28 protein-coding genes are annotated in these 26,078 nt (G+C 61.3%); 16 read left to right on the top strand and 12 right to left on the bottom strand.

Annotated features, from left to right (window positions below):
- Window positions 1-3: 3 nt before the first annotated feature.
- The 11 genes from CGZ66_RS25190 to CGZ66_RS25240 form a co-directional block, all read right to left on the bottom strand.
- Complete coding sequence (locus CGZ66_RS25190; RefSeq protein WP_342586874.1) at window positions 4-951, bottom strand: AEC family transporter; 948 nt, start codon at window positions 949-951, stop codon at window positions 4-6.
- Window positions 951-1,841 (bottom strand): triphosphoribosyl-dephospho-CoA synthase MdcB, encoded by an 891-nt coding sequence (gene mdcB / locus CGZ66_RS25195; RefSeq protein WP_095089121.1) that lies wholly within the window; start codon window positions 1,839-1,841, stop codon window positions 951-953. The genes CGZ66_RS25190 and mdcB overlap by 1 nt, the downstream gene beginning before the upstream one ends.
- The gene (gene mdcG, locus CGZ66_RS25200; RefSeq protein WP_245331208.1) at window positions 1,835-2,515 is read right to left on the bottom strand and encodes a malonate decarboxylase holo-[acyl-carrier-protein] synthase; all 681 of its coding nucleotides are present in this window, start codon (window positions 2,513-2,515) and stop codon (window positions 1,835-1,837) included. The genes mdcB and mdcG overlap by 7 nt, the downstream gene beginning before the upstream one ends.
- Window positions 2,490-3,212: a biotin-independent malonate decarboxylase subunit gamma gene (gene mdcE / locus CGZ66_RS25205; RefSeq protein WP_095089125.1), complete on the bottom strand. Its 723-nt coding sequence runs from the start codon at window positions 3,210-3,212 to the stop codon at window positions 2,490-2,492. Before mdcE ends, mdcG begins: the two co-directional genes overlap by 26 nt.
- Window positions 3,199-4,143, bottom strand: coding sequence for a biotin-independent malonate decarboxylase subunit beta (locus tag CGZ66_RS25210; RefSeq protein WP_095089127.1), 945 nt, complete (start codon window positions 4,141-4,143; stop codon window positions 3,199-3,201). The genes mdcE and CGZ66_RS25210 overlap by 14 nt, the downstream gene beginning before the upstream one ends.
- Complete coding sequence (mdcC, locus tag CGZ66_RS25215; protein ID WP_095089133.1) at window positions 4,140-4,457, bottom strand: malonate decarboxylase acyl carrier protein; 318 nt, start codon at window positions 4,455-4,457, stop codon at window positions 4,140-4,142. The genes CGZ66_RS25210 and mdcC overlap by 4 nt, the downstream gene beginning before the upstream one ends.
- Window positions 4,458-4,471: 14 nt before the next feature.
- Complete coding sequence (gene mdcA, locus CGZ66_RS25220; RefSeq protein ID WP_095089135.1) at window positions 4,472-6,118, bottom strand: malonate decarboxylase subunit alpha; 1,647 nt, start codon at window positions 6,116-6,118, stop codon at window positions 4,472-4,474.
- Between the two features lie 243 nt (window positions 6,119-6,361).
- The gene (locus CGZ66_RS25225) at window positions 6,362-7,495 is read right to left on the bottom strand and encodes an NAD(P)/FAD-dependent oxidoreductase (protein WP_245331209.1); all 1,134 of its coding nucleotides are present in this window, start codon (window positions 7,493-7,495) and stop codon (window positions 6,362-6,364) included.
- A 23-nt stretch (window positions 7,496-7,518) separates the two neighbouring features.
- Window positions 7,519-8,256: a methyltransferase domain-containing protein gene (locus CGZ66_RS25230; RefSeq protein WP_245331210.1), complete on the bottom strand. Its 738-nt coding sequence runs from the start codon at window positions 8,254-8,256 to the stop codon at window positions 7,519-7,521.
- Window position 8,257: 1 nt separating this feature from the next.
- Window positions 8,258-9,340 (bottom strand): type III polyketide synthase, encoded by a 1,083-nt coding sequence (locus tag CGZ66_RS25235; RefSeq protein ID WP_095089141.1) that lies wholly within the window; start codon window positions 9,338-9,340, stop codon window positions 8,258-8,260.
- Between the two features lie 301 nt (window positions 9,341-9,641).
- The gene (locus CGZ66_RS25240; RefSeq protein WP_245331211.1) at window positions 9,642-10,637 is read right to left on the bottom strand and encodes an HAD family hydrolase; all 996 of its coding nucleotides are present in this window, start codon (window positions 10,635-10,637) and stop codon (window positions 9,642-9,644) included.
- A gap of 501 nt (window positions 10,638-11,138) precedes the next feature.
- On the opposite strand from CGZ66_RS25240, the gene CGZ66_RS25245 reads away from it, so the two are divergent.
- From CGZ66_RS25245 to CGZ66_RS25295, 12 genes are all read left to right on the top strand, one after another.
- Window positions 11,139-11,393 (top strand): hypothetical protein, encoded by a 255-nt coding sequence (locus CGZ66_RS25245; protein ID WP_245331212.1) that lies wholly within the window; start codon window positions 11,139-11,141, stop codon window positions 11,391-11,393.
- A 321-nt stretch (window positions 11,394-11,714) separates the two neighbouring features.
- Complete coding sequence (locus CGZ66_RS25250; RefSeq protein WP_095089146.1) at window positions 11,715-12,377, top strand: transporter family protein; 663 nt, start codon at window positions 11,715-11,717, stop codon at window positions 12,375-12,377.
- A 35-nt stretch (window positions 12,378-12,412) separates the two neighbouring features.
- The gene (locus CGZ66_RS25255; protein WP_095089148.1) at window positions 12,413-13,372 is read left to right on the top strand and encodes a SphA family protein; all 960 of its coding nucleotides are present in this window, start codon (window positions 12,413-12,415) and stop codon (window positions 13,370-13,372) included.
- A 23-nt stretch (window positions 13,373-13,395) separates the two neighbouring features.
- Entirely contained in the window at window positions 13,396-14,607 is a 1,212-nt protein-coding gene (locus CGZ66_RS25260) for an alpha/beta hydrolase (protein WP_095089150.1), read from the top strand.
- Window positions 14,608-14,750: 143 nt separating this feature from the next.
- Window positions 14,751-15,230, top strand: a complete 480-nt coding sequence (locus tag CGZ66_RS25265; protein ID WP_245331213.1) for a YidH family protein — start codon at window positions 14,751-14,753, stop codon at window positions 15,228-15,230.
- A 6-nt stretch (window positions 15,231-15,236) separates the two neighbouring features.
- Entirely contained in the window at window positions 15,237-15,467 is a 231-nt protein-coding gene (locus CGZ66_RS25270; protein WP_095089152.1) for a hypothetical protein, read from the top strand.
- Between the two features lie 61 nt (window positions 15,468-15,528).
- Window positions 15,529-17,073, top strand: coding sequence for an arylsulfatase (locus CGZ66_RS25275; protein ID WP_095089154.1), 1,545 nt, complete (start codon window positions 15,529-15,531; stop codon window positions 17,071-17,073).
- 94 nt (window positions 17,074-17,167) lie between these two features.
- Complete coding sequence (locus CGZ66_RS25280; RefSeq protein ID WP_425352312.1) at window positions 17,168-18,595, top strand: DUF1254 domain-containing protein; 1,428 nt, start codon at window positions 17,168-17,170, stop codon at window positions 18,593-18,595.
- 10 nt (window positions 18,596-18,605) lie between these two features.
- The gene (locus CGZ66_RS25285; RefSeq protein ID WP_095089156.1) at window positions 18,606-19,643 is read left to right on the top strand and encodes a DUF1254 domain-containing protein; all 1,038 of its coding nucleotides are present in this window, start codon (window positions 18,606-18,608) and stop codon (window positions 19,641-19,643) included.
- A 54-nt stretch (window positions 19,644-19,697) separates the two neighbouring features.
- The gene (locus CGZ66_RS40895) at window positions 19,698-20,594 is read left to right on the top strand and encodes a DUF1254 domain-containing protein (RefSeq protein ID WP_245331214.1); all 897 of its coding nucleotides are present in this window, start codon (window positions 19,698-19,700) and stop codon (window positions 20,592-20,594) included.
- Window positions 20,591-21,163, top strand: coding sequence for a DUF1214 domain-containing protein (locus tag CGZ66_RS40900; protein WP_245331215.1), 573 nt, complete (start codon window positions 20,591-20,593; stop codon window positions 21,161-21,163). Before CGZ66_RS40895 ends, CGZ66_RS40900 begins: the two co-directional genes overlap by 4 nt.
- 33 nt (window positions 21,164-21,196) lie before the next feature.
- A complete protein-coding gene (locus tag CGZ66_RS25295) occupies window positions 21,197-23,143 on the top strand; it encodes an arylsulfatase (protein WP_206073769.1) in 1,947 nt (648 codons plus the stop codon).
- Here the strand turns inward: CGZ66_RS25295 and CGZ66_RS40400 are convergent.
- Window positions 23,114-23,308 (bottom strand): hypothetical protein, encoded by a 195-nt coding sequence (locus tag CGZ66_RS40400; RefSeq protein ID WP_206073770.1) that lies wholly within the window; start codon window positions 23,306-23,308, stop codon window positions 23,114-23,116. The genes CGZ66_RS25295 and CGZ66_RS40400 overlap by 30 nt on opposite strands.
- Between CGZ66_RS40400 and CGZ66_RS40405 the strand changes: the two genes are divergently transcribed.
- The 4 genes from CGZ66_RS40405 (at window position 23,273) to CGZ66_RS25315 (ending at window position 26,013) form a co-directional block, all read left to right on the top strand.
- On the top strand, window positions 23,273-23,515 hold the full coding sequence (locus CGZ66_RS40405; RefSeq protein WP_206073771.1) for a hypothetical protein: 243 nt from the start codon (window positions 23,273-23,275) through the stop codon (window positions 23,513-23,515). The genes CGZ66_RS40400 and CGZ66_RS40405 overlap by 36 nt on opposite strands.
- A 9-nt stretch (window positions 23,516-23,524) precedes the next feature.
- The gene (locus CGZ66_RS25300; RefSeq protein ID WP_095089157.1) at window positions 23,525-24,313 is read left to right on the top strand and encodes a bile acid:sodium symporter family protein; all 789 of its coding nucleotides are present in this window, start codon (window positions 23,525-23,527) and stop codon (window positions 24,311-24,313) included.
- A gap of 402 nt (window positions 24,314-24,715) precedes the next feature.
- The gene (locus CGZ66_RS25310) at window positions 24,716-25,639 is read left to right on the top strand and encodes a formylglycine-generating enzyme family protein (protein WP_095089580.1); all 924 of its coding nucleotides are present in this window, start codon (window positions 24,716-24,718) and stop codon (window positions 25,637-25,639) included.
- Window positions 25,636-26,013: a DUF1622 domain-containing protein gene (locus tag CGZ66_RS25315; RefSeq protein ID WP_095089161.1), complete on the top strand. Its 378-nt coding sequence runs from the start codon at window positions 25,636-25,638 to the stop codon at window positions 26,011-26,013. Before CGZ66_RS25310 ends, CGZ66_RS25315 begins: the two co-directional genes overlap by 4 nt.
- Window positions 26,014-26,078: the final 65 nt, after the last annotated feature.

Raw genomic sequence — 26,078 nt, forward strand, 5'->3', positions numbered from 1 at the left:
CCGCTATGGAAACATAATGGCGATGGCGATCGCCATCGTCACGATGCTCACGATGGTGCTGCCAATGACCATGGAGCCGACCGTCGAAGAGTCGAGCCGATAGCTCACGGCGAAAAAGATGCCGAAGAACCCTGCCGGCAGGGCAGCGAACAGGATCGCCGTCCTGGCGATCTCAAAGGGAACCGGTAGCAGGAGCACGATCGCGACCATCAGGAGAGGTCGAACAATGTCGGCCAATGCGGTCGCGCCCACGATCTTCCAGTTGAACTCGAACGATTGAGCCGACAAGACCAAGCCGGTCAGGAACAGCGCTACGCCGGCTGCGGCCTGCCCTATCACCATCAGACAGGCTTCGATGACAGGATTGAGCGTCACGCTGCATAGCGAGAGCAGGATTCCAAGCGCGGGGCCGAGAACAATGGGCTTTGTCAGCGCGCGCCTCAGCGCGTCGAACATCTGAGCGCCTGGCGTCTTGACAGCGCCGTCCTCCTTCAGGCTGCCCATTTCGGCGACAACCAGTGTGATCGGAGTGACCAGGATCGAACCCGCGGCCATGGCAACGGCGACCGAGACCGGCCCCGTCGCTCCGAGCAGCGAGGATGCAATAGGAAGTCCGACACCGCCAAGGTTTGGGAAGGCAACGGTCAGAGCCTGTACCGACGCGCCCACCTTGCCCGTCGCCAGGAAAAGCCGCGCGATGGAGTACCAGGCAAGATAGATCAGCAGCATGACCCCGCCGAAAATGGCGAAGAGCGGCGCCTGGACAAGCAGCTCGCCACGCGGGGCCGACGCGGTCGCCGCGAACAGCGATGCCGGCAGCGCGAAGCTCATGACCAGCGTGTTGAAGCCGTCGACATGATGGTTTTCGACGATGCCGAATCTTCCGGCTCCATAGCCGAGGGCCATCACGAAAAAGACCGGGGCGAGCGCCAACAGGATTGTATTGGCCATCAGGCAAGCATCCTTTCCTGCGCGTCGACGAACAGGGTCATGGCAAGGAGGTCCGCTGAGCCCCCGGGACTGAGCCGACGGGCAACGAAGCTCTTATGCACAAAATGGGCGCGGTCTCGCCAGCCGGGTGCGCCGACGCCGCCCTGGTCGAGAAAGCGGCGCGCGGCTCGACGCGCAAAGCCGAGACCGGAGAGGCCGCCGCGGTGCAGCAGAGTGGTGTCCTCGACAACCGCAATGAGCGCGAAACATGTTTCGATACGCTGGGCTTCGGCATCGTCGGGAGCCTCAAGGACGCTCTTTCGCAGGGTGGGCAGGCCGACATGATAAATGCTGGGGAATCCGAGGGCAGCCTCGATCCGCGCACCACCAGCGCCGAAGCGGCGACGGGCCACCTGACCGTGGCTCTGCTGAACCATCGGTCCTTCGAATATGCCGCGGGCCCACAGCCGCAGGACCACAGTTCCCAACGACAGCGTGGGATCCACCTGACCGCCGATCCTGGCGCCAGCGGCCGCGCATAGCAGGCCCAATCCGAATATGGCGCCGCGATGCGTGTTGACCCCCGACGTCGCCGCAAGCATGGCTGCCTCGGCATCGAGACCGATTTCCCTCAAGGCGACCATCGCGCGGCCGGCGGCGCCTGCTTCCGCCAAAGCCTGGAAGTACGGCCTGATGGCCGCGGCGCTGGCGCGAAATGTGCCGGCATCCATGTCTTCATGGCTGCCGGAATCGATGTGGCTCACAAGGCCCGGCTTGGGCCACGTCTCCAGCTCGTCGAGAAGGCAACGTACCGCGCTCGCGGCGATGGCCCCGGCATCCGGAAAACGTGGTACCAGCGCCTTTGACGCAAGCGGCCGCTCCGTGCCGAAAGCAAGGGCGACGGTCACGATGGCATCCCTTCAGAAAGAAAAAGCTGGGCGTCGAGCAACGCCACATCGCTGACGGTCTTGACCAGAACCTCGCGCGGGCCGGCGTGAAGCTCCCGCCAGTTCGCGGCCGCGCCGTCATGGCGGATCAGCTCACCATCCAGCCGCATCGGCGCGGCCGCCTCGATCCGCGCCAGATCGGCGGTCAGGCGGCTAAGATCCGTGTCGCGATTGACCTGCAGCAGGAGGTCGAGATCGGAGCGGTCGGTCAGATAGTCCAATCCTGTGACGACAGCCAAGGCAAGGCTGCCGAACACCCTGGCTTCCACACGATGCCGTGAGGCGAGATCCTCAAGCTTGGCGAGCGTGGGTCGCCACGCGCGTGGCGCCGACGGGCCGGCGGACCGCAGCGAGGGCGGCGGAGACGTCGACAGGATATCCTCGTGCCGCATGAGAAACGAAAATCGCTTCTTTCCGGCGAAGTACGGCAGCGCAAGGCCCAAAGGCACGCCATGACCCTCACCCGGCATGGCACGTCGTCTAATGAGCGGCCAGCCTCTATCGACCCAACATGAGACGAGCGCGTTCGCGGCGACATCGCTGCGTGTCAGCAACAGCGAATGCCACGCCGCCGGCCCGACGAATATCAGATCGTGACGCCGCATCGGCAGTTCACAGAGCTTGAAGTGCGAGTTCACGGACGCGCTCCGCGATGGCGTATGCCTTCGGCCGACCGCCGCGCTCCAAGCCGAGCGCATCTCGGCGGTCGCGCGCATCCGGCATGTTCGCCAGAAGTGTGTCCAGCTGCTCAGCCAGCGGGGTGGCCTCGTCCCAGGTGAGATGAACCGCGCCTGTCTGAGCAAGATTTCGCAAGCCCGGAGCAAACACCGGCGTGGACTTCGCCTTTTCCTGCAAAACCTCGATCGACAACTTCGTCACCCTGGCCATGGATGGCAGATCCATCACCGCCGGATCGGCGGACGGCAGCCCTACCAGCACGCGGGTGGCCAGCGCCGTGGCGAGAAGGGCGCCGGCTGCGGAGTGGCCGTAGAGAAGACCGATGGCGGGTCGCCCGTGCATATCCGCATAGATGAGGGACTTGGCGAGATGAGCTAGGAACTCGTTCAAACCCAAAAGCTCGTCCCGCTTGCTCATGCGCTGGCTGTCACTGTCCGCCAGGACGAGGATCGGGGCGTTTCCGCTTTCAACCGACGCCAGGACGTAGTTCGAAAGGCGGATGGCCTCGTCCACGCCGAGCGCGGTCCGGTCCGCGACGCCGATGACGAGCGCCCGGCCACCCGATCGCAGTGCGCCCGAACCAGACAGAACTCCGCCGCTGTTTTTCACGTCGTGGCCGTCGGGAAACAGCGAGGCGAGAATGTCATCGAGCGTCACGGCTGGACCTCCGGACTTTGTCAGCGAGAGCAATGAACTGGTCCGCGGGAAGCGCAGGAATGGAAACGGCGTCAGGAATGCCCTCTGCCGTCCAGATATCGACCGCATCCGGACAGGCGCCGAAGCGCTGCAACCGATCTTCAAGGCGGGATTGCTCGGCCTTCAAAGTGTCGATGCCGAAGGCGCGGATTGAGCTGAGTAGCTCCAGTGCGGCCTCGCGAAAATCCTGGACGGTATCATCGACGAAGACTTCGGCGCCGCCGAGGAGCCGGCGATGCTTGCCGCCCATGGTCCGCCAGACCAGCGCACGGTCACGGGAGTCGAACTCCTCGACACCGCGATTGGTCTCGATCACCTCGGGACCGGACACCGAAATGCGACCCTGCTCGGAGACCGCCAACGCTGAACAGCAACCAGCGATCAAACCGCCGCCGCCATAGCATCCGGCCCGGCCGCCGATCAGCCCGATCACTTTCACACCTGCAGTTCGCGCTTCGATCACTGCGCGCATGATTTCGGCAATGGCAAGCTCGCCTGCATTGGCCTCCTGCAGGCGCACGCCACCCGTATCGAACAGGATCAGCACCGGAACAGACCCAATATCGCGCGCGGCGCGCAACAGGCCGGTCAGCTTCGCTCCGTGAACTTCACCGAAAGCGCCGCCCATGAAATTGCCCTCCTGTGCTGCGACAAACACCGGCGAACCGTCGAGCCTGCCGAGTCCCACAACGATGCCATCGTCGAACTGCTCGGGAAGATCGAAGAGCTTGAGATGCGGACTGACCTCGCGCTTCTCCGGTCCGATGAACTCGACAACGCTTCCGGGATCGAGCAGCAGCCGGACCCGTGTCCGCGCCGAGGACTCGTACCAGCTTGCGGTGCGATCCAGTTCCACCGAAGACGTGGTTCTCTGTGTGTGAGAGGCGCTCATTGGTCGTCCTCCTCCATCAGCCGGGCGGCTTGCGCCAGCCTAAGGGACACGGTGTCGGGACGCGCTCCGCCGTCATTGATGGAGAACCGGAGCCCGCCAGGCGAATAGCCTTTGACGAAGTCTGCGATCACGGCATCCCACACTTCGCCGAAACCCGCCGCAGCAGTCCTGATCTCCACCAGGCATTCGGAGTCGGGGAGCACGCGTTCGGCCAGAACTTCGAGATTGCCGGACGCAACAACGCCGATGACGGCCAGTTTCCTTGTGCCGGCCGCGCGCTGGCGGGTGGCGTGGCGGAAGTTCAGGTCCTCCATCGCGGCTGTCCTTCTCACCAGTTGCGGAATCTTGAGGGCGGCGCGTAGAGCCCACCCGACCAATGGACAAGATCCTTGATGGAACGCGCCGCCAGCATGCTCCGGTCGGCGTCGAGCGGATTGATACCGATATCTTCAGGACGACGGATGGCACCGCGCTCGCGCAAGTCCTGGACCATCTTAGCGTCGCGGCCACGGCCGACGTCGGTGTATCCCGCCACCCCGCGGATCGCCTGCTCGCGCTCCCTGGCATCACGACAAAGCAGCAGATTGGCGATGCCTTCCTCGGTGACGATGTGCGTTACGTCGTCGCCGTAGATCATCACCGGCGCCAGCTCGAGATTCAGCCTTTCGGCGAGTTCCAGAGCATCGAGCCTCTCGACGAACAGCGGCACGTTCTTTTCGCCGAAGGTCTCGCCGATCTGCACGACCAGCTTGCGGCCACGGCGCAGCAGCGTTGACCCCTCGGGATCGGCTTCCCTGCCGGCCTGCAGCCAGGGCTCGCTCGGATGTCGCCGCCCGCGCGCATCAGAGCCCATGTTCGGCGCCCCGCCAAAGCCGGCGATGCGCGACGTGGTGACGGTCGAGGAATTGCCCTGAATATCGATCTGCAGCGTCGAGCCTATGAACATGTCACAGGCATAAAGTCCGGCCGTCTGGCAGAAGGCCCGGTTAGAACGCAGCGAACCGTCGGACCCGGTAAAGAAGACGTCGGATCGGGCGCGGATGTACTCATCCATGCCGACCTCGGACCCGAAGCAGTGGATCTGCTCGACCCAGCCGGATTCGATGGCCGGGATCAACGCAGGGTGAGGGTTTAGCGCGAAATGGCTCGCCACCTTGCCCCTCAGTCCGAGTTTCTCGCCATAGGTCGGCAAGAGGAGTTCGATCGCGGCGGTGTTGAAGCCGATCCCGTGGTTCAATCGCCTGACGCCATAGGGTGCGTAGATGCCCTTGATCGCCAGCATGCCGGTCAGGATCTGCGACTCGGTGATAGCAGCGGGATCGCGCGTGAACAGCGGTTCGACGAAGAACGGCTTGTCGGCCTCGACAACGAAATGCACCCGGTCCCCCGGTATGTCGACGCGCGGAACCTTGTCGACGATCTCGTTCACTTGGGCGATAACGACGCCGTTCTTGAAGGCTGTGGCCTCCACGACGGTCGGCGTATCTTCGGTGTTAGGCCCGGTGTAGAGGTTGCCGTCACGATCGGCGCTGACTGCAGCGATCAGCGCGACGTTCGGCGTGAGGTCGATGAAATAGCGCGCGAATAGCTCGAGATAAGTGTGGACCGCACCGAGCTCGATCTTGCCGCCGAACAGCATCTTCGCAATGCGCGCCGACTGCGGGCCGGAATAGGCATAGTCGAGCTTCTTCGCCACGCCGCGGTCGAATAGGTCGAGATGCTCCGGCAGCACGACGCCGGACTGCACCATGTGCAGGTCACGCACCTTGGCTGGATCGACAGCAAGGAGGGCGGCGCAGAGCAGATCGGCCTGCTTCTGGTTGTCACCCTCGAGGCAGACGCGATCGCCAGGGCGGACCACCGCTTCCATCAGTCTGGTGGCGTCGCGCGCATCGACGACCTTGCCCTTCGCCAGCCTCGCGCCGGCTTGGATACGGGCGTCGCGCGCTTCCCGGCCACGCTGCCAGGTCGTCATCGTCTTTGCTCCTCCAGCAGGCTCCGGATTGCTGGCCGAAATTAGTCGCGGAGCTCCCTGGAGTATTTCCTCAAGCAACCATGTTTTCGACTTCGCACGCTACCGAACCCGGCAATTGCATGACAGCTCGAACGTTGTCCGGTTCCTCCACTTCGCAACCGTCTTCTGATCGATGCCGCAGCGCTTGGCGACGGGGGCTGAAGGCCGATCAAAAGCATGCCATTGTTAGTCTGAGTGGAGCGATCACCGTGGAACCGGCAGCGCTTTCGTCTTGCCTGACAGTCTGGCTCCGATCGCCAGACTTTCGGGAAACCAACTGACGAAAGCCCTCATCGCCGCAGCGGATTGAGGGAGGGCTGCAATGCGTGCCAACACGGTGGCGGTGCGAATGCGGGTTGCGAATTGTCTGTTCCAGGCCTTTGAGTAGCGACTGCCGGCGACAACGCGCGCCTCGCGATCCCATCGGTCGAACCTGGCCAATTCGGTGGCCAACAGCCAGCCGGACTGCAAGGCCATGGAGATGCCTTCGGCGATGATGGGATGGGACTCGCCGGCAATGTTGCCGACCCGAAATATGTCGTCGGCAAAACGCGGACGAATGCCAGGGCGTATAGGCCCAGCGGCCAGCCATTCGCCATCGAGCGTTGCGCTGCCGATGGCGGAAACCGTACCAGGACAGGATGCCATGATGTGCGCGTGAACGGCTTGGCCTGCCGACAAGGCACCACTTTTCTCACGCAACCTGGCCAATACGTCGCGGCGTATGCAGCAGGACAGCGACATCCTGTCCTGGTCCGTCCACACCATGCCGCCATAGCCGCCCGGAAATACCAGGAGAGGCATGAGGTCTCGGGCGAGCGAAGCTCCTTTGAAGTGAGCCTTGAAGCCAAACAGATCGTGAGGCGCACTGCTTTTTGGGAGGTTGGTTGAAAGCTTTCCCTGCTCCCAAGAACCATGCGCGGCTATCACGACTGGCGCAGCGAGAACCCTCTGATCGTCTTTGCCGCTGATCCGGACCGCGGCGTTCTCCCCATCGCTGATGATCGTCACCGCACGGCAAGGCTGAAAAACATCGGCTCCGGCATTGCGGGCGGCGTCCAGGAGGATGCCATCAAGGACGTCGCGCCCAAGTGCACGCCCAAAAGCGTCTCCCGCCGCCCGGGGCATGCCCGCGTCTATGCCCGGGCCCGACGCAAACAATGCAACTCGCCTGACTTCCGGGCCTGCCTTGGCGCGAATCGCGGCGCCCGCCCCCAAACGATCCAACAGCTCCAGATTGACTGCCGACATGTACTCGCCGCAGACTTTTCGGCGCGGGAATTCGCTTCGTTCGATGATGGCAACCGCGCGCCCCTGACCGCACAAAGCCAAGGCCACGGACGCGCCACTTGGCCCGGCACCTATGACAATGGCATCGTACATCGCGGGAGCGCTTCCTTGGGGATGACGCTGAAAGCGTGGGTAAACGGGCCAATCCGGCGTTCTTCACACTGCTGGCTGGAATCCGATGGCCACAGACTGGAAAGTTCATTGCCAGCGAACCCCGCTCGGACGCTCGCTGCTGCATCGTGCATGGTCACCTCGTTTGCGCCAATGATGCGTAGGAGCGAGCACATTCTCAAGGCACCGGCGTTTCGGCTTGGCTCGGTGGCGAGGAACACCGGTGCCCGTGAACGGAGCGCTGCAAACAGAACCTTCAAGTCCGCGTCCGAAAAATGGTGGAGGAACAGATTGGCCGAGACAACGTCGTACGCGCCGGCGCCGGGCTTTGCGATCCAGTCAAAGACGTCATCGGTGACGGTTTCAACTCGCCAACCAAGTGTGGCGAAGTCCGCGCGCCGTTTGTCTGAGATCAGGTTGACCTGGTCAAGCATGACCAGATCCACGTCGGCCCATCTCCCGCCCAAACGTCTTGCGACCGAGAGCATGAATGCCCCGTCGCCGGAGCCGAGTTCCAGAATCCTGGTAGGTCTTTTGCGCACGTTCGCCTTGAAGAGACCAGCCATGATCGCGCTCTGAAACATCAGCGCGTTTATCCAAACGAGGTCGCGCCGGGAGCCGATTGCCCTGGGATCGCCGGGGGGCAGGAAATCGAGCAGTTCCGGCTCGATCCGACGGCAGTCGAGATCTTTGGTCAACTCAGGCATTGCCGGCCGTATGGAACATCATCGTCTCAGCCGTAAGGCCGGGTCCGAATGCCATGGCACAACCCACGCGGTCTTCCGTGAACCCGCGCAGCATTCGCTCAAGCACGAACATGACCGTGGCTGAAGACATGTTTCCGTTTTCGCGAAGGACCTCGCGCGACATCGACAAAGCACAGGGATGGAGATTCAGCGCGCGCTCCACAGCATCGAGTATCGAGCGCCCGCCTGGGTGGACAGCCCAAAGATCAACGCTTCCGACGCTGCTGGCTCCCAGAATGCTGCCGATGCCTGTGGCGAGCACACCTTGAATTGCGCCAGGGACTTGTCCCGACAAAACCATGTCGAAACCGTCGTCGCGAATGCCCCAGGTCATCAGGTCGCGGCTGTCAGCGGCGACGATCGCGTGAAAACTATCCAGGCCGATCCCGAATGGGCGGGCAGTCACCGACGCGGCCGCGCAACCATCACCCCAGAGGCAGAAGGACAGCAGTTTTTCGAGATCGCTGGTCTCCCTGAGATGGAGCGTACAGAGTTCAATACAGACGATTACGACGTGAGCCTCGGGTTCGGACCGGATGATGTGCCGTGCCAGCTTGAGCGCGTTGATTGCCGCGTAGCATCCCATGAAGCCTATGACCGTGCGCTCAACGTTGGTCGGCAAATTGCATCGAGCAATTATCTCCAGATCGATACCGGGGGCGGAGAAACCGGTGCACGTTGTCACGATCAAATGCGTGACGGTCGTCCTGTCCTTATCCTGGAGGAGCCGCTCCACGGCTTGCTGGGCCAGAACCGGCGCAGCGGCGGCAAACATTTCCATGCGTGTCGCTGTTCCTGGAAATGCACCCCGCTTGAAAACGCCCGCCATGTCCACACTCGGACCCTCGGGATCTTCGGCAGGCGCAAAGCACGAATAGCGATGCTCGATCCCGCCCTTGTCCGCCATGCGATTGAAAATCGCGCGGCGACGGGGGTTTGACGTCAACTGAGAGCCAGCAAACTGCAGGAAGAACCTGTGAACGCTGTGGTCAGGGACGGCCGTCGCAATTCGGTTGATGAAAGCTTGAGCGCACATTTTCTTCCTTGGCTTGCCGCCGCAAGCCTGTGGTCACCGAGGAAAGCGCCACGTGTTGGAGGCTCGCAGCGGATCTGCGCCTTCGACGGCAATGGCAAACTCTATTGTGGTAAACGCTCAGAACAGGAAATGCTTCCCTTGGACCCCTGCCCTTCGCCAAATTTCAGGCCAATGCGGTTGGACCGCAACCGAAACCTCGCTGGACAACGAATGTTTTGCGCCGCTTGCCCACAAGCACCGTGAAGCCCGGCAGGTTGGTGAGTGCGCGATGTTCGATCTGGCTCGACGCAGCCCGCACCTTTCAGGAGGGGAAGACCAATTTCCAGTCCTGCTTCATGTCAACGACGGTCCAGCGTTCCTTCATCGCTTCGTCCCAAGCTTTGTCGAGCTTTCCGACTGAGGATTTGCGATCGTACGCATATTCACGATCGGCGTCCGTATGATGCACGATCCCCATGAACCGCGCGCCGCTTCCAGCCGCGGTCCATTGCAACATCTCCAGATCGCCGTCGGAATTACCGAACGCAAAGATGGGTCGGCGGCCTATGAACTTGTTGATGCTGACAGGCTTGCCCGGTCCGTCGTCGACGAAATCGATCTTGGCTTCCTTGATCAAGGCCGGCTTGCCGTCGGCACCCACCACGTATTTGGTTGCTCCCGACGACCCGACGACCCTCTCCGGCGGGATGCCGTAGACGGCTTCCATCCAGGGGCGCATGAAATCGATACCGCCGCCCGAGACCACAAATATCTTGAAGTCGTTCTGCCGTAAGAACTCCAGCAATTCCAACATCGGCTGGTAAACAAGTTCCGTATAGGCACGATGGTAGCGGGGATGATGCGCCGTCCTGGTCCAGTTGATGACCGCGCTGTTGAATTCGTCGGTTGTCATGCCGGCGTGCGTCACAGCCAGGATCTTGAATATTCCTTGCTCGCCAGAGCGAACCAGACCTGACAAGTCGTTTGACAGGACAGATTTGAACGGTTCCTGCGTCTGCCACTCCGGATGGGTTGGGGCGAGCTGCTTCACCTGGTCCAATGCGAAGGCGAGTTGCGAGTAGATCGGCTGTTCGCACCAGAGCGTTCCGTCATTGTCGAAAACAGCGATACGCTCGTTGGCCATGACGAAATCCTGGCCGTCCGGCGTCGTGACCTTTGCAACGAAGTCCATGATCGAACCTTTGGCAGGCCCTTCATGCCACGAAGCGAGAGGCGCAGCTTGAGCACGCGCGGACACGACACTGGAAAGCGGCAGGCTGGTGGCCAGCATGCCGGCGAGCACCTTGCGTCTGTCCATGGCCGGACTCATCTATCGAACCACGACTTAGACGTACACGCCGCCTGTTCTTGCATAATAGATCCTGGACAGGGCATCGCGAACTCCAGCGGTTTGGTGTGTCGCGCCGGCACGGACTTCAACCTGCGAAGTCGATGACTGCGGTTGGATGCGCTGGTTGGTGAGAGGATGCAGGCCTCGGACAGGCCCCATTCGATTGACCGAGCGCGTCAGGCAGTCAGAATAGGAGCTGGCCTTGCAGGCACAAGACTTGGCTGCCGCACATACCGATACGAAACGGTAACAGCCCACCGATTGAACCGATGGCGCCGCCGCTGGAACTTATGCCGGTCGCTTGGTAGCAGCCAAATCGCGCCATCGAACGCCAAGGCGGTGACGCTTGCGGGCCCCGGATAGAACCCGGCTGTAACAGTAAAGTGCTGGCGCGCCTCCCCTCACTGTGACGATGCTTGCTGGAATGCTTCCGCACGAGGTCATTCATTCGGTTTGAAACATATGGCCATGCCTTCCGAAACCGCCCACGACCGTCGGGGCTTGCTAAGGCTCATGTTGAAGATGCCGGCCTTGCGCGGCACGCTTCAAATCCTCAGCGCGACGAATTCCGATCTGCTCGGCCTGTGCGGCGCCTACGAGGATGCCAGCACGGCCCTTGAGCGCTTGAGAAAGGAAAGAGGAAACGCGAACCGCGCCGCGATTGCTGAATACGAAGAGCTTTGCACCGATCTGGAGACCGACATTATCCGCATGTGCCAGTGACACCCGGCGGCACGTGAGCGTGTCCGGCCTTTGTAACTGTAACGTACTTCGCTTTCCGGCATTCCGATTCAATTGTGCGACGCGCCGAAAGCTTAGGGCGCGCAGCAGAGGGTCGTGACCGGGGATGTTCATGGGACGCGTTCGCCCTGGTGTAGGTGCATTCCCGCTGACTGGCACCTTCCGCCCTCAGGGGCCTGAAGCAGCAGCTCCACCGTCCGCCTCAAAGTCCAGTGCCCTCGCTATGGCCTTTGCTGTTTCGGTACCCCTTGTCAGCGGCGCCGAGGCCCAGGAGGCCAAGGATACTTCGGGGACGAACCCTGCGTGCTGACAAGGACCCTGTCATTCTCGAACGAGTATCGATTCCTGCCGGGGGACGAGTACTACGATATTACGAATGTCCGTTACACCGAGCCGTTTTTCGACGGAAAGGCTTCGGTTCGTCTGACCTTGCCGCTCGATGCAACCAATCTGGCCGGCGACGACGAATTCGGCCTCGGCGATATTGCGGCTAAGCTCAGCTGGATTCCCTATTTGAGCAGGCGGCAGGCGTTTATCCTCAACACCGAGATTTATGCGCCGACCGCCTCCGAGGATGTGCTTGGCACCGGCAAATGGGTCGCCGCGCCCGGGCTGACCTGGGCCTATTTTGCCAGTCCGGAGGTCATCATCGCCCCCGCCTACATCCAGAATTTTTCATTCGCCGGTCACAGTGACCGAGCCAACGTCAATCGCGGCGATTTCGATCTCTACGTCGTCTACAAACCTCATGCCAAACGCTGGTGGCTGACGTCGGACTTGACCGCAAGTTACGATTTCGAAGCCAGAACATCGCCTATGTCCTGGGAGGTCGCCCTTGGCTACAATCTCGGCAAGCTGGCGAGCGGCGGTGCCATCAACGGCTACATCAGGCCGGGTGTCGGTATCGGCGACGACCGGCCCTACGACTTCAATATGGAGGTTGGTGTTTCGTTGGTCAGTTTTTAGCGGGACCGCTGAGGATCTAGTGCGAGAGGGACAAGATGACCGCATCCATATCACCTGGCTGGCTGATTGCCGCGGCAGCCGTTCTCACGGCGTTCGCTTCCGTGAATAGAGCAAATGCCACCGAGGCCGTTGCCGGACGCTATATCCCCGGCGCCTTCGCGAGTCCCGGTGCGGGTATTGTGCCGCCCACGCCGGGCGCCGGCTATTGGGCAATGTCCAACATCTACTACCATGGCGAAGCAGATGGCCAGGTTCCATTCGGCAAAGGCTCGGTCGCGGTGGGTCTCACCGGCGATATTTATGCCGCCATTCTGGCAGGGGTTTACGTGCCCGAGTTGCACCTGCCAGGCAACTGGACCTACGCCGTCCAGCTTGCCGTCCCCCTGGGCTGGACCGGGGCCACTGCCGCGGTCGGCCCGCTGGGGGCGGATCAGCATGTCACCGGGCTCGGCGACATCGCTTTCGCGCCGCTCGTGTTTGGGTGGCACAACGATGCCATGAACACCTGGCTGTCGGCATCCCTGACGATCACCGCACCGACCGGCGAATGGAAGGAAGGGGACCTTGCCTTCATCGGCCTCAACTACTGGACGTTCACGCCGGCGATCGGATTCACCTATCTCATCCCGCAACACGGGCTGGACCTTTCCGCCAAATTCGGCGTGGACATCAACACCACGAACCCGGACACCGATTACTACAGCGGTGCGATGGCCCACCTTGATCTTTCGGTCACAAAGGCCGTAACGGAGAACCTGTCCGTGGGGGCGATCGCGGGCTTCCTGGACCAAATCGAAGACGATCGGGGCGCGTTCGCCGACACCCACGATGGATTCAGGGGCCGCTCGATCGCGCTCGGGCCGCTGGTCAAATACAAGGCCAAGTTCGGAGAGAAAACCGAGGTCGATTTCACCTTGAGGTGGGCCCATGAGGTCGAGGTCGAAAACCGCATGAAGGGCGACGCTGTGTTCTTCGACGTTTCCGGCAAGTTTTGAGCGGCGGGACAAACCAAGTGCTGATGCGCAAGCGGGTTGGCAAGATTGTCGCGGCTTTGTACCTGCTCACGCTGACGGCGTGCGGAGGGGGACCGGAAGGCGTTTTGGCACCGGTAGCCGTTAATATGCGGTCAGCGTCGGCATCTGACGTAACGATGTTGGTGGCGACCAGCCGCAAACCGTCGGGCGATCCTGCAACGCTGTTCACGGGCGAGCGCAGCCCGACTCTTTCCTTGACCGACCTGACCATTTCAATTCCGCCGGACCGTGCATCCGGCACGGTCGAGTGGCCGAAAAAACTGCCGCCGAATCCCCAAAAGGAGTTTGCTGTCGTTGCCGCGAAGAACCTTTCAATCCCGCAGGCCGGCGACTGGCTGCACTCTCACAATCCGAGCGGCCATGTGCTCGTCTTCGTCCATGGCTTCAACAACCGCTATGAGGATTCTGTTTTTCGCTTCGCGCAATTTGTCCATGACTCGGGCGCGAAGGTCACGCCCATCCTTTTCACCTGGCCATCGCGCGCCAGCGTCCTCGACTACAATTACGACAAGGAAAGCACCAACTTTTCCCGCACCGCCTTCGAACGAACATTGAAGGCTTTGGCCAATGATCGCGGCGTCACCGACATTACCGTTATGGCCCATTCGATGGGAACCTGGCTCGCCATGGAGGGGCTGAGGCAAATGGCCCTGCAGGACGGTCAGGTTTCTCCCAAAATCAGGAATGTAATTCTTGCATCTCCCGACCTTGATGTGGATGTCTTCGGGCGCCAGTGGACAGAACTCGGGCCCAAGAAGCCGAAATTCACCATCATGATCTCGCGCGACGACCGGGCGCTTGCAATCTCGCGTCTGATTTCAGGCGATGTCGACCGGGTGGGCCAGATTGATCCGTCAAAAGAGCCATACAAATCGAAGCTGCAAGCGGCGGGAATAACGGTCATCGACCTGACCAATGTAAAGACGGACGATCGCTTGAATCACAGCAAGTTTGCCGAGAGTCCTGAAATCGTGGCGTTGCTGGGATCTCAATTGGCCTCCGGCCAGATCCTGACCGACTCGAGAACAGGCCTTGGCGACGGACTGGGCATGATGATTGCGGGCACAGTGGGGACGGTCGGCAAGGTCGCGGCAACGACGGTCACCGCTCCCATTGCGATGATGGAGGGAAAGGGAAAAACCCCGGCACCCGATCAGCTCGGAACGATCCTGAAGGCCGATCCGACGGCGGAGTGATCGGAGGCTCTGCCTGAACAATCAGAAATCCAGCAGTTCGGCCCTTCCCGCACGTATCGTTACCGTAACGTACTTCGAAATCCTGCGCCGCGACCCGAGAGTGCCGGTCGACTTCGACACTGCCCCGTTCGCAGGACCATGCAATGAACGTTGCACCCGTAACCGGAAAATCCGGCTCCGATAGCATCTCCGTCGAGCTGTCGTCGCGCCGAACCGGCATGTCGTTCCAGCGCACCCGCATGAGCGCCGACCGCACGCTGATGTCGGTGATCCGCACCGCGCTATCCCTGATCAGTTTTGGCTTCACCATCTTCCAGGTGTTCCAGAAGCTGCGGGACGCAGGCACGCTCGCGCACGCTGCCGCACCGCGCAATTTCGGGGTGACGCTGGTGCTGCTCGGCATCCTGATGCTAGTCGTCGGCATCATCTATCACGTGCTTTTCATGGCCGGATTGCGCCGCGAACGCGATGCGATGCGCGATGCCGGCCTGATCCATGCCCAAAGCGGGTACCCGGTCTCCTTCACGCTGATAACGGCAGTGATCCTGTTGCTGATCGGTCTCGTCGCCATCAGCAGCATGGTTTTCAACGTCGGTCCGTTCACGGACGCGTCAGCGACATGAGAAAGGATGGACAACCTTGAGATGGAAACTCCCCGCATCATCGCGCTGCGAACCGCGCTTCGTGAACTGCGCAAGGCGCAGGACAGCGCAATCGCCGGACTCGCCGATGAAAACAGCCCCGAGAACCGCAAGGCTCTCCACGACATTGCAGACACTTTGAAAACACTCCGATCAATCCAGAAGGAAGAGCGGGGCATCGTCACGCGGATTTTGAAATGGCTGCACCTGATCCCGTGAAAAGGCGCTTCAGCCATTCGCGATCATGCCACTGAGACAGCGGTAACCAAGGAGAAACAGGATGGCGAAATCACCAAAGACCGGCAAGCCGAACATCCTCGTCATATGGGGCGACGATATCGGCACGGCCAATCTGAGTTGCTACACGCACGGATTGATGGGCTACAGGACGCCCAACATCGACCGCCTCGCCAAGGAAGGCTTGATGTTCACAGACGCCTATGGCGAACAGTCCTGCACCGCCGGTCGCTCGTCCTTCATCACCGGGCAGAGCTGCTATCGGACCGGCCTGTCAAAGGTCGGCATACCAGGCTCCGACGTCGGCCTGCAGCCTGAAGACGCGACCATTGCCGAAGTCCTGAAGCCGCTCGGCTATGCGACAGGGCAATTCGGCAAGAACCATCTGGGCGACAGGAACAAGTATCTGCCGACTGTCCATGGCTTCGACGAATTCTTCGGCAATCTCTACCACCTCAATGCCGAGGAAGATCCCGAAGATCCCGATTATCCGAAGGATCCGAAATTCAAGGCAATGTTCGGTCCGCGCGGCGTGATGCATTGCTGGGCGACGGACAAGGACGATCCGACCGAGGAGCCGCGCTGGGGTCGCGTCGGCAAGCAGAAGATCGAGGATACCGGTCCGCTGACGCGCAAGCGCATGGAGACCATCGACGACGAAATCGTCGCCGGAGCGAAGGATTTCGTGAAGCGGCAACATGATGCCGGCAAGCCGTTCTTCGTCTGGATGAACACCACCCACATGCACTGCAGGACGCACACCAAGCCGGAAAGCATCGGCCAGGCCGGCGAGAACCAGTCGCCCTATCACGACACCATGATCGATCATGACAAGAACGTCGGCGAGATGCTCGACTATCTCGACGAGCTCGGCATCGCCGACAACACCTTCGTCCTCTACTCGACCGACAATGGCCCCCACATGAACTCCTGGCCGGATGCCGGCATGACGATGTTCCGTAGCGAGAAGGACACCAACTGGGAAGGCGCCTTCCGCGTGCCGCTCATCGTGCGCTGGCCCGGCAAGGTTCCTGCGGGCGAAGTCACCAACGACATCGTTCAGCATCACGACTGGCTTCCGACTTTCTGCGCGATCGCCGGCGATGCCGACATCCCTAACAAGCTGCTCAAGGGTCACAAGGCCGGCGACAAGACCTTCAAGGTCCATATCGACGGCTACAATTTGCTCGACTTCCTGACCAAGAAAGGCGTGAAAAGCCCGCGCCAGGGTCTCGTCTATTTCGACGACGATGGCAGTCTGGTCGCCCTGCGCTTCAAGAACTGGAAGATTGTGTTCATGGAACAGCGCACCGAGGGCACGTTGCGCCTCTGGATGGATCCGCTCGTCGTTCTGCGCTGCCCCAAGATCTTCAATCTGCGAACCGATCCCTATGAGCGGGCAGATATCACGTCGAACACCTACTACGACTGGTATCTGTCCAAGGCCTACATGATCATGGCGGCGCAGGCGGTGGTGCAGCCGTTCCTGAACACCTTCAAGGACTACCCGCCGCGCCAGAAGGCGGCGAGCTTCACCCTCGATCAGGCGTTGGCGAAGATGGCGGACAGCTTCAACAGCGGGCACTAAAACATGTGCTCCGGCGGCAGGCGCAAGCCTGTCGCCGGTCAGCCTCTATCAAACTGTTGCGTCCTGAACCCCGACAGAAAATCCGGAGAACGCCATGACCTTCAGACATCTGCTTGCAGGCGCGTTCGCCATCGGGGTCTCAATGTCCCTGGCCGGTCCCGGTACTGCGAAGACGGGTTGGACCCCTGCTGAACTCGCCGCGCGCACAGTCGAACGCCGTGCCGTCGAAGCGGTCATCTGGGGGATGCCCTCCGTCAACTATGACCTGATGCTGCAGGAGATGCTCACCAAGACCAAAGGCAAGGTCAACCAGATCGTCTATTGGTCCCGCCTGCCGGACTGGAAGAACCAGACGCTCACACCGAACCCGGATTCCATCTACCTGATGCCCTTCATCGATACCAAGGATGTTGGCCCGGTCGTCCTCGAAATCCCGCCTGCGGAAGGCGGCTCGATAACGGGCAGCATCGACGATGCCTGGCAGGCGGCTCTCGAAGATGTCGGACCGGCCGGCGTCGACAAGGGCAAGGGCGGCAAATATCTGATCCTGCCGCCGGGCTACAAGGACAAGGCGCCCGACGGTTACATCGCGCTGCCATCGAACACCTACCAGAGCTATGCGCTGCTTCGCTCCATCCTCAAAAGCGGCAGCGCAGCCGATGTCGCAAAGGCGGTCGAGTACGGGAAGCGGGTCAAGCTTTACCCGCTCTCGGAGGCCAGCAATCCCCCGCCGACCGAATTCGTCGATGCGATCGACGTCGTCTTCGATGCCACGATCCCTTATGACATCGACTTCTACAAGTCGCTCGACCGCATGGTGCAATACGAGCCCTGGCTGGAGCGTGACAAGGCGATGATCGACATGCTCAAGTCGATTGGCATCGAAAAAGGCAAGCCGTTCGCGCCCGACGCCGGGACCCAAACGGCCCTGAAGGCAGCGGCACAGGAAGCCCACGCCTATCTCGACATGCGCTACGAACAGTTGTTCGGGGCCACCTACTACGACAGCGCCCACTGGGCGGTGCCTGCCACGCCCGCCGTCATCGAAGGCATGTCGACACAATTTGCCAAGCCGGGCGACTATCCTACGGAGGGGCGCGGAGTGGCCTACTCGATGGGATTCTTCAGCGCCAAGCATCTGGGCGCCGGCCAGTTTTACCTGATGACGTTCAGGGACGCGGGCGGCAAGCAGTTCGATGGCGCCAAAACCTATCGCCTGACCGTGCCGGCGAAGGCGCCGGTGAGCCAATACTGGTCGGCGACCGCCTACAACCGGGCGACCCACGCGCTGATCCGTGACCAGAAGTGGTCGAGCCGTTCGTCGCAAAACACGGATATCCAGAAAAATGCCGATGGCTCGGTGGACGTGTTCTTCGGCCCCAAGGCTCCGAACGGCAAGGAGTCAAACTGGGTGCCCACCAGCGCCAAAGGAAAATTCGAAGTCCTCTTCCGCCTCTACGGCCCGGAAAAACCGCTGTTCGACAAGACATGGGTGCTGCCGGATATCGAGAAGACAAAGTGAGGACACTCACATGACAATACGGGCTTTCACAATTGCCACAGCACTCTCGTTCGCCGCGCTTGGTTCGTTAGCTGGCTTGCAAGCCCGAGCAGCGGATGCCGTACCGGTCACCGTCGACAATTTCGTTCGCGCCGAAACCGATCTCTATTTCGGCAGTGCGATCAAGGACGCAGGTGGGATAGGCAAGTTCCTGCATCGCCGCGAGCCGATGCAGATCGAGCATCAGGCCGTTGTTCGCGCGAATCGCGACACGCTTTATTCGTCCGCCGTTTTCGACCTCGACGCCGGTCCTGTGACGATCACGCTGCCCGACGCCGGAGACCGGTTCATGTCGCTGATGATCGTCAACGAGGACCACTATGTGCCGCAAGTCGTCTATGGTGGCGGCAGCTATATGCTCGACAAGGAGACGGTCGGCACGCGCTATGTCCTGGCCGGGATCCGCACGCTGGTCGATCCAGCCAATCCCGACGACGTGACGAAAGTGCATGCCCTGCAGGATGCGATAAAGGCCGAGCAGGCCAAGGCGGGCAGCTTCGAAAGCCCGGCGTGGGATCAGGCGAGCCAGAAGAAGGTGCGCGATGCACTGCTGGTTCTTGCCACCACGATGCCAGACTTCAAGGGTGCATTCGGCAAGAAGGGAGACGTCGACCCTGTCCGCCACCTCGTTGGCAGTGCGGCAGCATGGGGTGGAAATCCGGACAAGGATGCCACCTATCTCAACATCACCCCGGCCAACAATGACGGCACAACCGTTTACAGACTTGATGTCAAGGATGTGCCCGTCGACGGCTTCTGGTCGGTGAGCCTCTACAATGCCGAAGGCTATTACGAGAAGAACCAATACAACGCCTACTCGCTGAATAACCTCACGGCCAAGAAGGGCGACGACGGCGCAATCTCTGTCCAGTTCGGCGGCTGTGACGGCAAGATCGCCAATTGCCTGCCGATCATGAAGGGCTGGAATTACACCGTGCGGCTCTACCGCCCGCGAGCCGAGATTTTGGACGGAAAGTGGACATTCCCGGAGCCGAAGGCGGCCAAATAACAATCCTGCGATCTTCGGCGCCGTCACAAATACCGGCTGAACCAGGAGGGAAGGATGACCCGTCAGACTGCTCCACTCGCGAAAGCCCCGGTCAGACAATCCGAAGCGGATGCTGCCGGGCTAAACCCACAGCCTTTGCCGCCCTCGCCGAACTGGGCGCGTGCGATGCCGCCTGGTCCGGATACGCGCGTGAAGATCACCGAAGCGTATGCCGCCCACGTGGCGCGTGACGCCTTTTTCTGGGCTTGGCCGCTGGTCAACATGTACAATCGCCGGCTCGCATTCTCGAAGATGAAGGAACACAGATACGTCGGCCCATTGCTCGAAGCGCCGCTCAATGGGCTCACCATGCTGACGGATTACGTCAATCCGGAAGAGCGCAACGTCGCGTGCCCGAACCAGGACGTGGTCTACGGCTTGGGCTTGCTGGCGCTGGATGTCTCACCGGTGGTGATCCAGGTGCCGGATTTCGGCGACCGCTTCTGGGTCTATCAGATCGTCGATTTGCGAACCGACAGCTTCGCGCAGCTTGGCAAGATGCACGGCACCACGCCCGGCTTCTACCTGCTGGCCGGTCCTAACTGGCAGGGTGAAGTGCCGAAGGGGGTTACCAAGGTGTTTCGCGCGTCGAGTAACACCGCGCTCGCCGCGCCGCGCATCTTTCAGGATGACACGCCGGAAGACAAGCGCGCGGTCCAGAGCGTGCTGACCGGCATCGTGATGTATCCGCTCGCAGACTATGACGGGCGGATGAAAAGCATCGCCTGGAGCAAGCTGCCGAAAGTCCCCGGCGCCCCCCAGGTGAAGAGGAAACGCGTTGGGTGTTCCCGGACAAGTTTTTCGATGAGCTTCCGGTGGTGCTCGCCGATGCGCCGCCGCTACCTGGCGAAGAAGCGCGCTACGCACAGCTGCTCGCTGTGCTCGCTGCTGCCAAAGACAATCCGAAAATGAAACAGGCAATGATCGAGGCCGCCAAAAATGCCGAAGAGAAGCTGGTTATCCCGCTGTTCCAGTTTCGCAACTACGGACAGCAATTGCCGCACCATTGGAGTACGATCTCAAACGAGTCCGCGTTCGGGACGGACTATTTCACGCGGACGGCGGTTGCAAAATCGAACATCCTCGTCAATGCGCCGGACGAAACGAAGTATTTCTACCAGGACCTCGATGCCTCCGGTGCGCGCCTCAACAGCACCAACCGCTACACCGTGACATTTGCCAAGGACGGTGCGCCGCCAGTGAATGGTTTCTGGTCGCTCTCGATCTACAACCAGCACCATTTTTTCATCACCAACCCGATCAACCGCTTCTCGGTCGGCACCAAGAACAAGGATCTCCGGCTTGCTGTCGACGGCTCGCTGACGATCCATGTGCAACCTGATGCGCCCAAGGACCCGGTGCAACGGGCCAACTGGTTGCCGGCGCCCGAAGGCGATTTCTCGCTCTATCTGCGCGCCTATTGGCCGAAGACCCCGATTACCGATGGTTCATGGACGCCGCCACCAGTGGAACGGCAGTAGAGGCGACAACAGGACACCAAGAGGAGGAGAGCAATGACACGTTCATTCAAGGGCAAGATCGCGCTCGACGTCCGCGATTCCAAGGCGGATTGGGACGCCTTCCTCGACAACCGGGCACCCAAGGATGCCCCCAACGTCCTCGTCATCCTCTACGACGACACCGGCCAGGCAGCCTGGTCGCCCTATGGCGGACGCATCGAGATGCCGACGCTCGACCGGCTGGCGAAGAACGGGCTCACCTACACGCAGTGGCACACGACTGCTGTCTGTTCGCCGACACGCTCTTGCTTCCTGACTGGCCGCAACCACCATGCCAACGGCTTTGGCACCATCTCGGAAGCTGCCACGGGTTTCCCCGGCTACAACGGGCATATCCCGCTCGAAAACGGCACGATCGCCAGCATCCTGCGTGACGCGGGCTGGAGCACCTTCTGGATCGGCAAGAACCACAACGTGCCGGTCGACGCGTTCGGGATGAGCGCCTCGAAGAAGAAGTGGCCGCTCGGCCTCGGCTATGACCGCTTCTACGGCTTCATCGGCGGCGAGACGAACCAATGGTATCCCGAACTGATCGAGGACAACCACTTCGTCGACCAGCCCAGCCAACCAGAAGATGGATACCATTTTTCGAAGGATATCGCCGACAAGGCTATCGGATTCATCCGTGACTCCCGCCAGGCCGACCCCGGGAAGCCCTGGTACATGTGGTACTGCCCCGGCGCGAACCATGCGCCGCATCACGCGCCGCAAGACTTCATCGACAAGTACAAGGGCAGGTTCGACGACGGCTACGAGGCCTACCGCAAGTGGGTTCTGAAGCGGATGATCGAGCGCGGTATCCTGCCGCCCGACACGGAGCTGACGCCCATCAATCCGATGCCGCCGGAGATCGCCGCCGAGGGCGACATGGTGCGGCCCTGGAACACTCTCAATGTCGACGAGAAGCGCCTGTTCAGCCGCATGGCCGAAGTCTATGCCGCCTTTTCGGAATACACCGACGTCCAGATCGGCCGGCTGGTCGACTACCTCGAGGAATCGGGACAGCTCGACAACACCCTGATCTTCTACTGCGCCGATAACGGCGCATCGGGTGAAGGCAGCCCCAGCGGCTCCGTCAACGAAAACCTGTTCTTCAACGGCTTCCCGGATGATGTGAACCGCAACCTTGCCATGATCGACAAGCTGGGATCGCCCGACACCTACAACCACTATCCTACCGGCTGGGCGACAGCTTTCTCGACGCCATACAAGATGTTCAAGCGCTATGCCTCGTACGCCGGCGGCACCTGCGATCCGCTGGTCATCCATTGGCCCAAGGGGATCAAGGCCAAAGGCGAGATGCGCCACCAGTACCATCATTGCACCGACATCGTACCGACGATTCTGGAAGCCTGCGGCGTGAAGATGCCCGACACGATCGACGGCGTGAAGCAGTCGCCTTTGGCCGGCGTTTCGATGGCCTACACCTTCGATGACGCCAAGGCGCCGACCACCAAGGAGACCCAGTACTATGAGATGTGCGGCACTCGCGGCATCTGGTCGAAAGGCTGGAAAGCCGCCGCCGTCCACGCGCCGCTCCCTTCGGACCAGGGCCATTTCGACAAGGACGTCTGGCAGCTCTTCCACACCGACGCAGACCGCTCGGAGGCCCGCGACCTGGCCGCCCAGCATCCCGAGAAGCTGAAGGAACTGACCGACCTCTGGCTATCGGAGGCCAACAAGAACAACGTGCTGCCGCTCATAGATCTCGGCGTGGCGGCGATGCACGCCGCCGAATACCACGCGCCAAAACGGAACCGATACGTCTACTATCCGGGCACAACCGAGGTGCCCGAGGCAGCGGCGGCTCCGACGCTTGCCGTGTCGTTCAAGATACTGGCCGAGGTCGAGTTTACCGGCAACAGTCAGGGCGTGATCGTGGCGCAAGGCTCGCGCTTCGGCGGCTATTCGCTATTCGTCAAGGGTGGCAAGCTGTTCTAAGTCTACAACTTCCTCGGCATCCCGCCCGAACAGCGGCTGGTTGTCGAAGCGCCCAAGCTGGGCAAGCACATTGTCGGCGTCGAGTTCGTCAAGGAACGGATCACCAAACAGCTCGAAACCCTGGGCCAGATGACGCTCTACGTCGATGAGGAGCCGGTCGCGCACGCGCCCTTCCGCACCCAGACGGGCCGTTACATCCTCTGCGGCGAGGGGCTTTGCGTCGGCTACGATGGCGGCGATGCCGTCAGCAGCGAATACAAGCCGCAGTTCCCGTTTGCGAACGGGCGGGTGGTCAAGGTCGTCTTCGACGTCGCCGATGACGTGTATCTCGATCTCGAGCGGAAGTTCGCCGCCGCGATGGCCCGGGACTGAGGAAGCACGATGACGATCGCGCAGCTCATTCCCATGGCCATCAACCTCTCGATGGGGCTGATGGTGTTCGCGCTTGGGCTCCAGGCAAGCTGGCGGGATGCGGCATACCTGTTGCGGCAGCCGGGGCTTTTTGCCAGATCCCTGCTTTCCATGAACGTCATCATGGTTTTGCTAGCGATCGCGATGGATGCGTTGTTTGCCCTCAACCCGGCAGTCAAGCTCGCCCTGGTGGCGCTCGCTTTGTCGCCGGTGCCACCGGTCCTTCCCGGCAAACAAACCAAGGCCGGCGGCTCGGTTTTCTACACGGCCAGCCTGCTCGTTACCATGGCCGCACTTTCCGTCATCATCGTGCCGTTGGGTATCGCCGTCATCGGTCGCACATTCGGGTTCGGGATCGCCGTGCCGGCCAGCCAGATCGTATCGATCGTGGCGACAGGCATTGTCCTGCCGCTCAACATCGGGCTAGCCGTCCGCCAGTTCGCCCCCGCGCTCGCATCCCGCCTGGCGCGGCCGCTGTCTCTTTTTGCAACGATCCTGCTGGTCGCGGCCTTCATTCCGGTGCTCATCAGGATCTGGCCGGCCATGGCGGCGATGATCGGCAATGGATCACTTGTCGCGCTTGCTTTCTTCGTCGTGGTTGGCGTCCTTGTCGGTCACGGTCTTGGGGGTCCGCAAGCCGACAACAGAACCGTGCTGGCCCTCGCCACCGCAACGCGTCATCCCGGAGTGGCCATCGCGATCGCCCACGCAACTTTTCCCGACGAGAAGGCCGCCATGGCCGTGGTACTCTGCATCTGATCGTTAGCGCGATCCTATGCATTCCCTACGTGGACTGGCGCAAGCGCGTCCGCGCAGCAACGCAGTCAAAGACCGTATTGTGACGGAACTGTTGAGAATTTGCCGGAAAAGCCGGATGATTGAATGATTGCGATGCTTCTTCGTCGCCGCCGGCAATTGTCCGGGATCGACGCCTGGAGGCATCTTCTGGTCGCCGCGGTGACGGGAGCGGACGAACGAGGCGAGTTCATTCAGGAGAAGCCCAAATCGGCAGCCCTGTCGCCGGGCACAATCGACAGCCGCGGTCTGTCCGTGACGAGGGCGCAAGGAGGTTGACGGATGGACGAAATCGCAAGAGCTGATGACCTGCTGGTCGAAAAACCGGAGACGATCCCGCAGTCTGTCAATTCACCGACGGACGGCATGATCTGGATACCAGGCGGCTCGTTTCTGATGGGCTCCGACAAATTCTATCCCGAGGAGGCGCCGGCCCATCGCGTAAAAGTCGACGGTTTCTGGATGGACCGATTTACCGTGACCAATGGCGATTTCGAAAAATTCGTCGCCGCGACGGGCTACGTCACGCTGGCCGAAAAGCCGGCCAACCCGGACAATTACCCAGGCGCCTTGCCGGACATGCTTTCGCCGTCCTCGACCATGTTCAAGAAGCCGGCCGGACCAGTCGACATGCGCAACCACTACAACTGGTGGGTCTATGTACACGGCGCCAACTGGCGCCATCCGAGAGGCCCCGCCAGCTCGATCAAGAAGCTGGCCGATCACCCGGTGGTGCATGTCGCCCATGAGGATGTCGAGGCTTATGCGCGCTGGGCAGGCAAGGAGTTGCCGACCGAAGCCGAATGGGAGTTTGCGGCGCGCGGCGGCCTCGAAGGCGCCGACTACGCATGGGGCGATGAATTCACGCCCGGTGGCCAGCACATGGCCAATACCTGGCAGGGCGAGTTTCCCTATCGCAACTCGCTGGACGATGGTTACGAATACACGGCGCCGGTGGGCTCGTTCCCGCCCAATGGCTACGGTCTCTTCGACATGGCCGGCAACGTCTGGCAGTGGACGACGGACTGGTATCAGGAGCACAGCAGGATCGACAGCCCTTGCTGCACGGCGGAAAACCCGCGCGGCGCCGCGCGCGAGGCAAGCTACGACCCGCGCCAACCGGACGTGAAAATCCCGCGCAAGGTGACCAAGGGCGGTTCGCATCTCTGCGCGCCAAACTATTGCCGGCGCTATCGTCCCGCGGCACGCATGGCACAGCCCGTCGACACGTCGATTTCCCATCTTGGTTTCCGCTGCATTGTCCGCGTCACCAGGGGCGGCAACCCATGATCGTTGCACAATGGCTGAACCAGCTGGCTGAACTCAGCGCCCCGATCATTGATCTTCTGGCCCTGGTCCTGATCCTGGCAGGGACGCTCGAGGCCTTCGTAAACGGTGTCAGGGTGATGCTCAGCCATCCGGACGGGCACTACGCCATTCGCGCGGTGTGGATGCGTCATGCCAGATGGCTGATCGCCGGCCTTACATTCCAGCTTGCCGCCGATATCATCGAGACCTCCGTCGCGCCGAGTTGGGACGACGTAGGCCGCCTGGCGGCGATTGCCGTGATCCGGACATTCCTCAATTTCTTCCTCGAGCGCGATCAACGGGAGGCTCGCGAACTCCAGCAGGAGAGCGAAGCCAGAAAGATGGCAATGACCTAGAGCGGTTCACCGTTTCACGGAAACGCCGAACCGCTCTATCTCTTTGTTTTGACGCAATTCCGGAC

The sequence above is a fragment of the Mesorhizobium sophorae genome (assembly GCF_002270415.1).
GTDB lineage: Bacteria > Pseudomonadota > Alphaproteobacteria > Rhizobiales > Rhizobiaceae > Mesorhizobium > Mesorhizobium sophorae.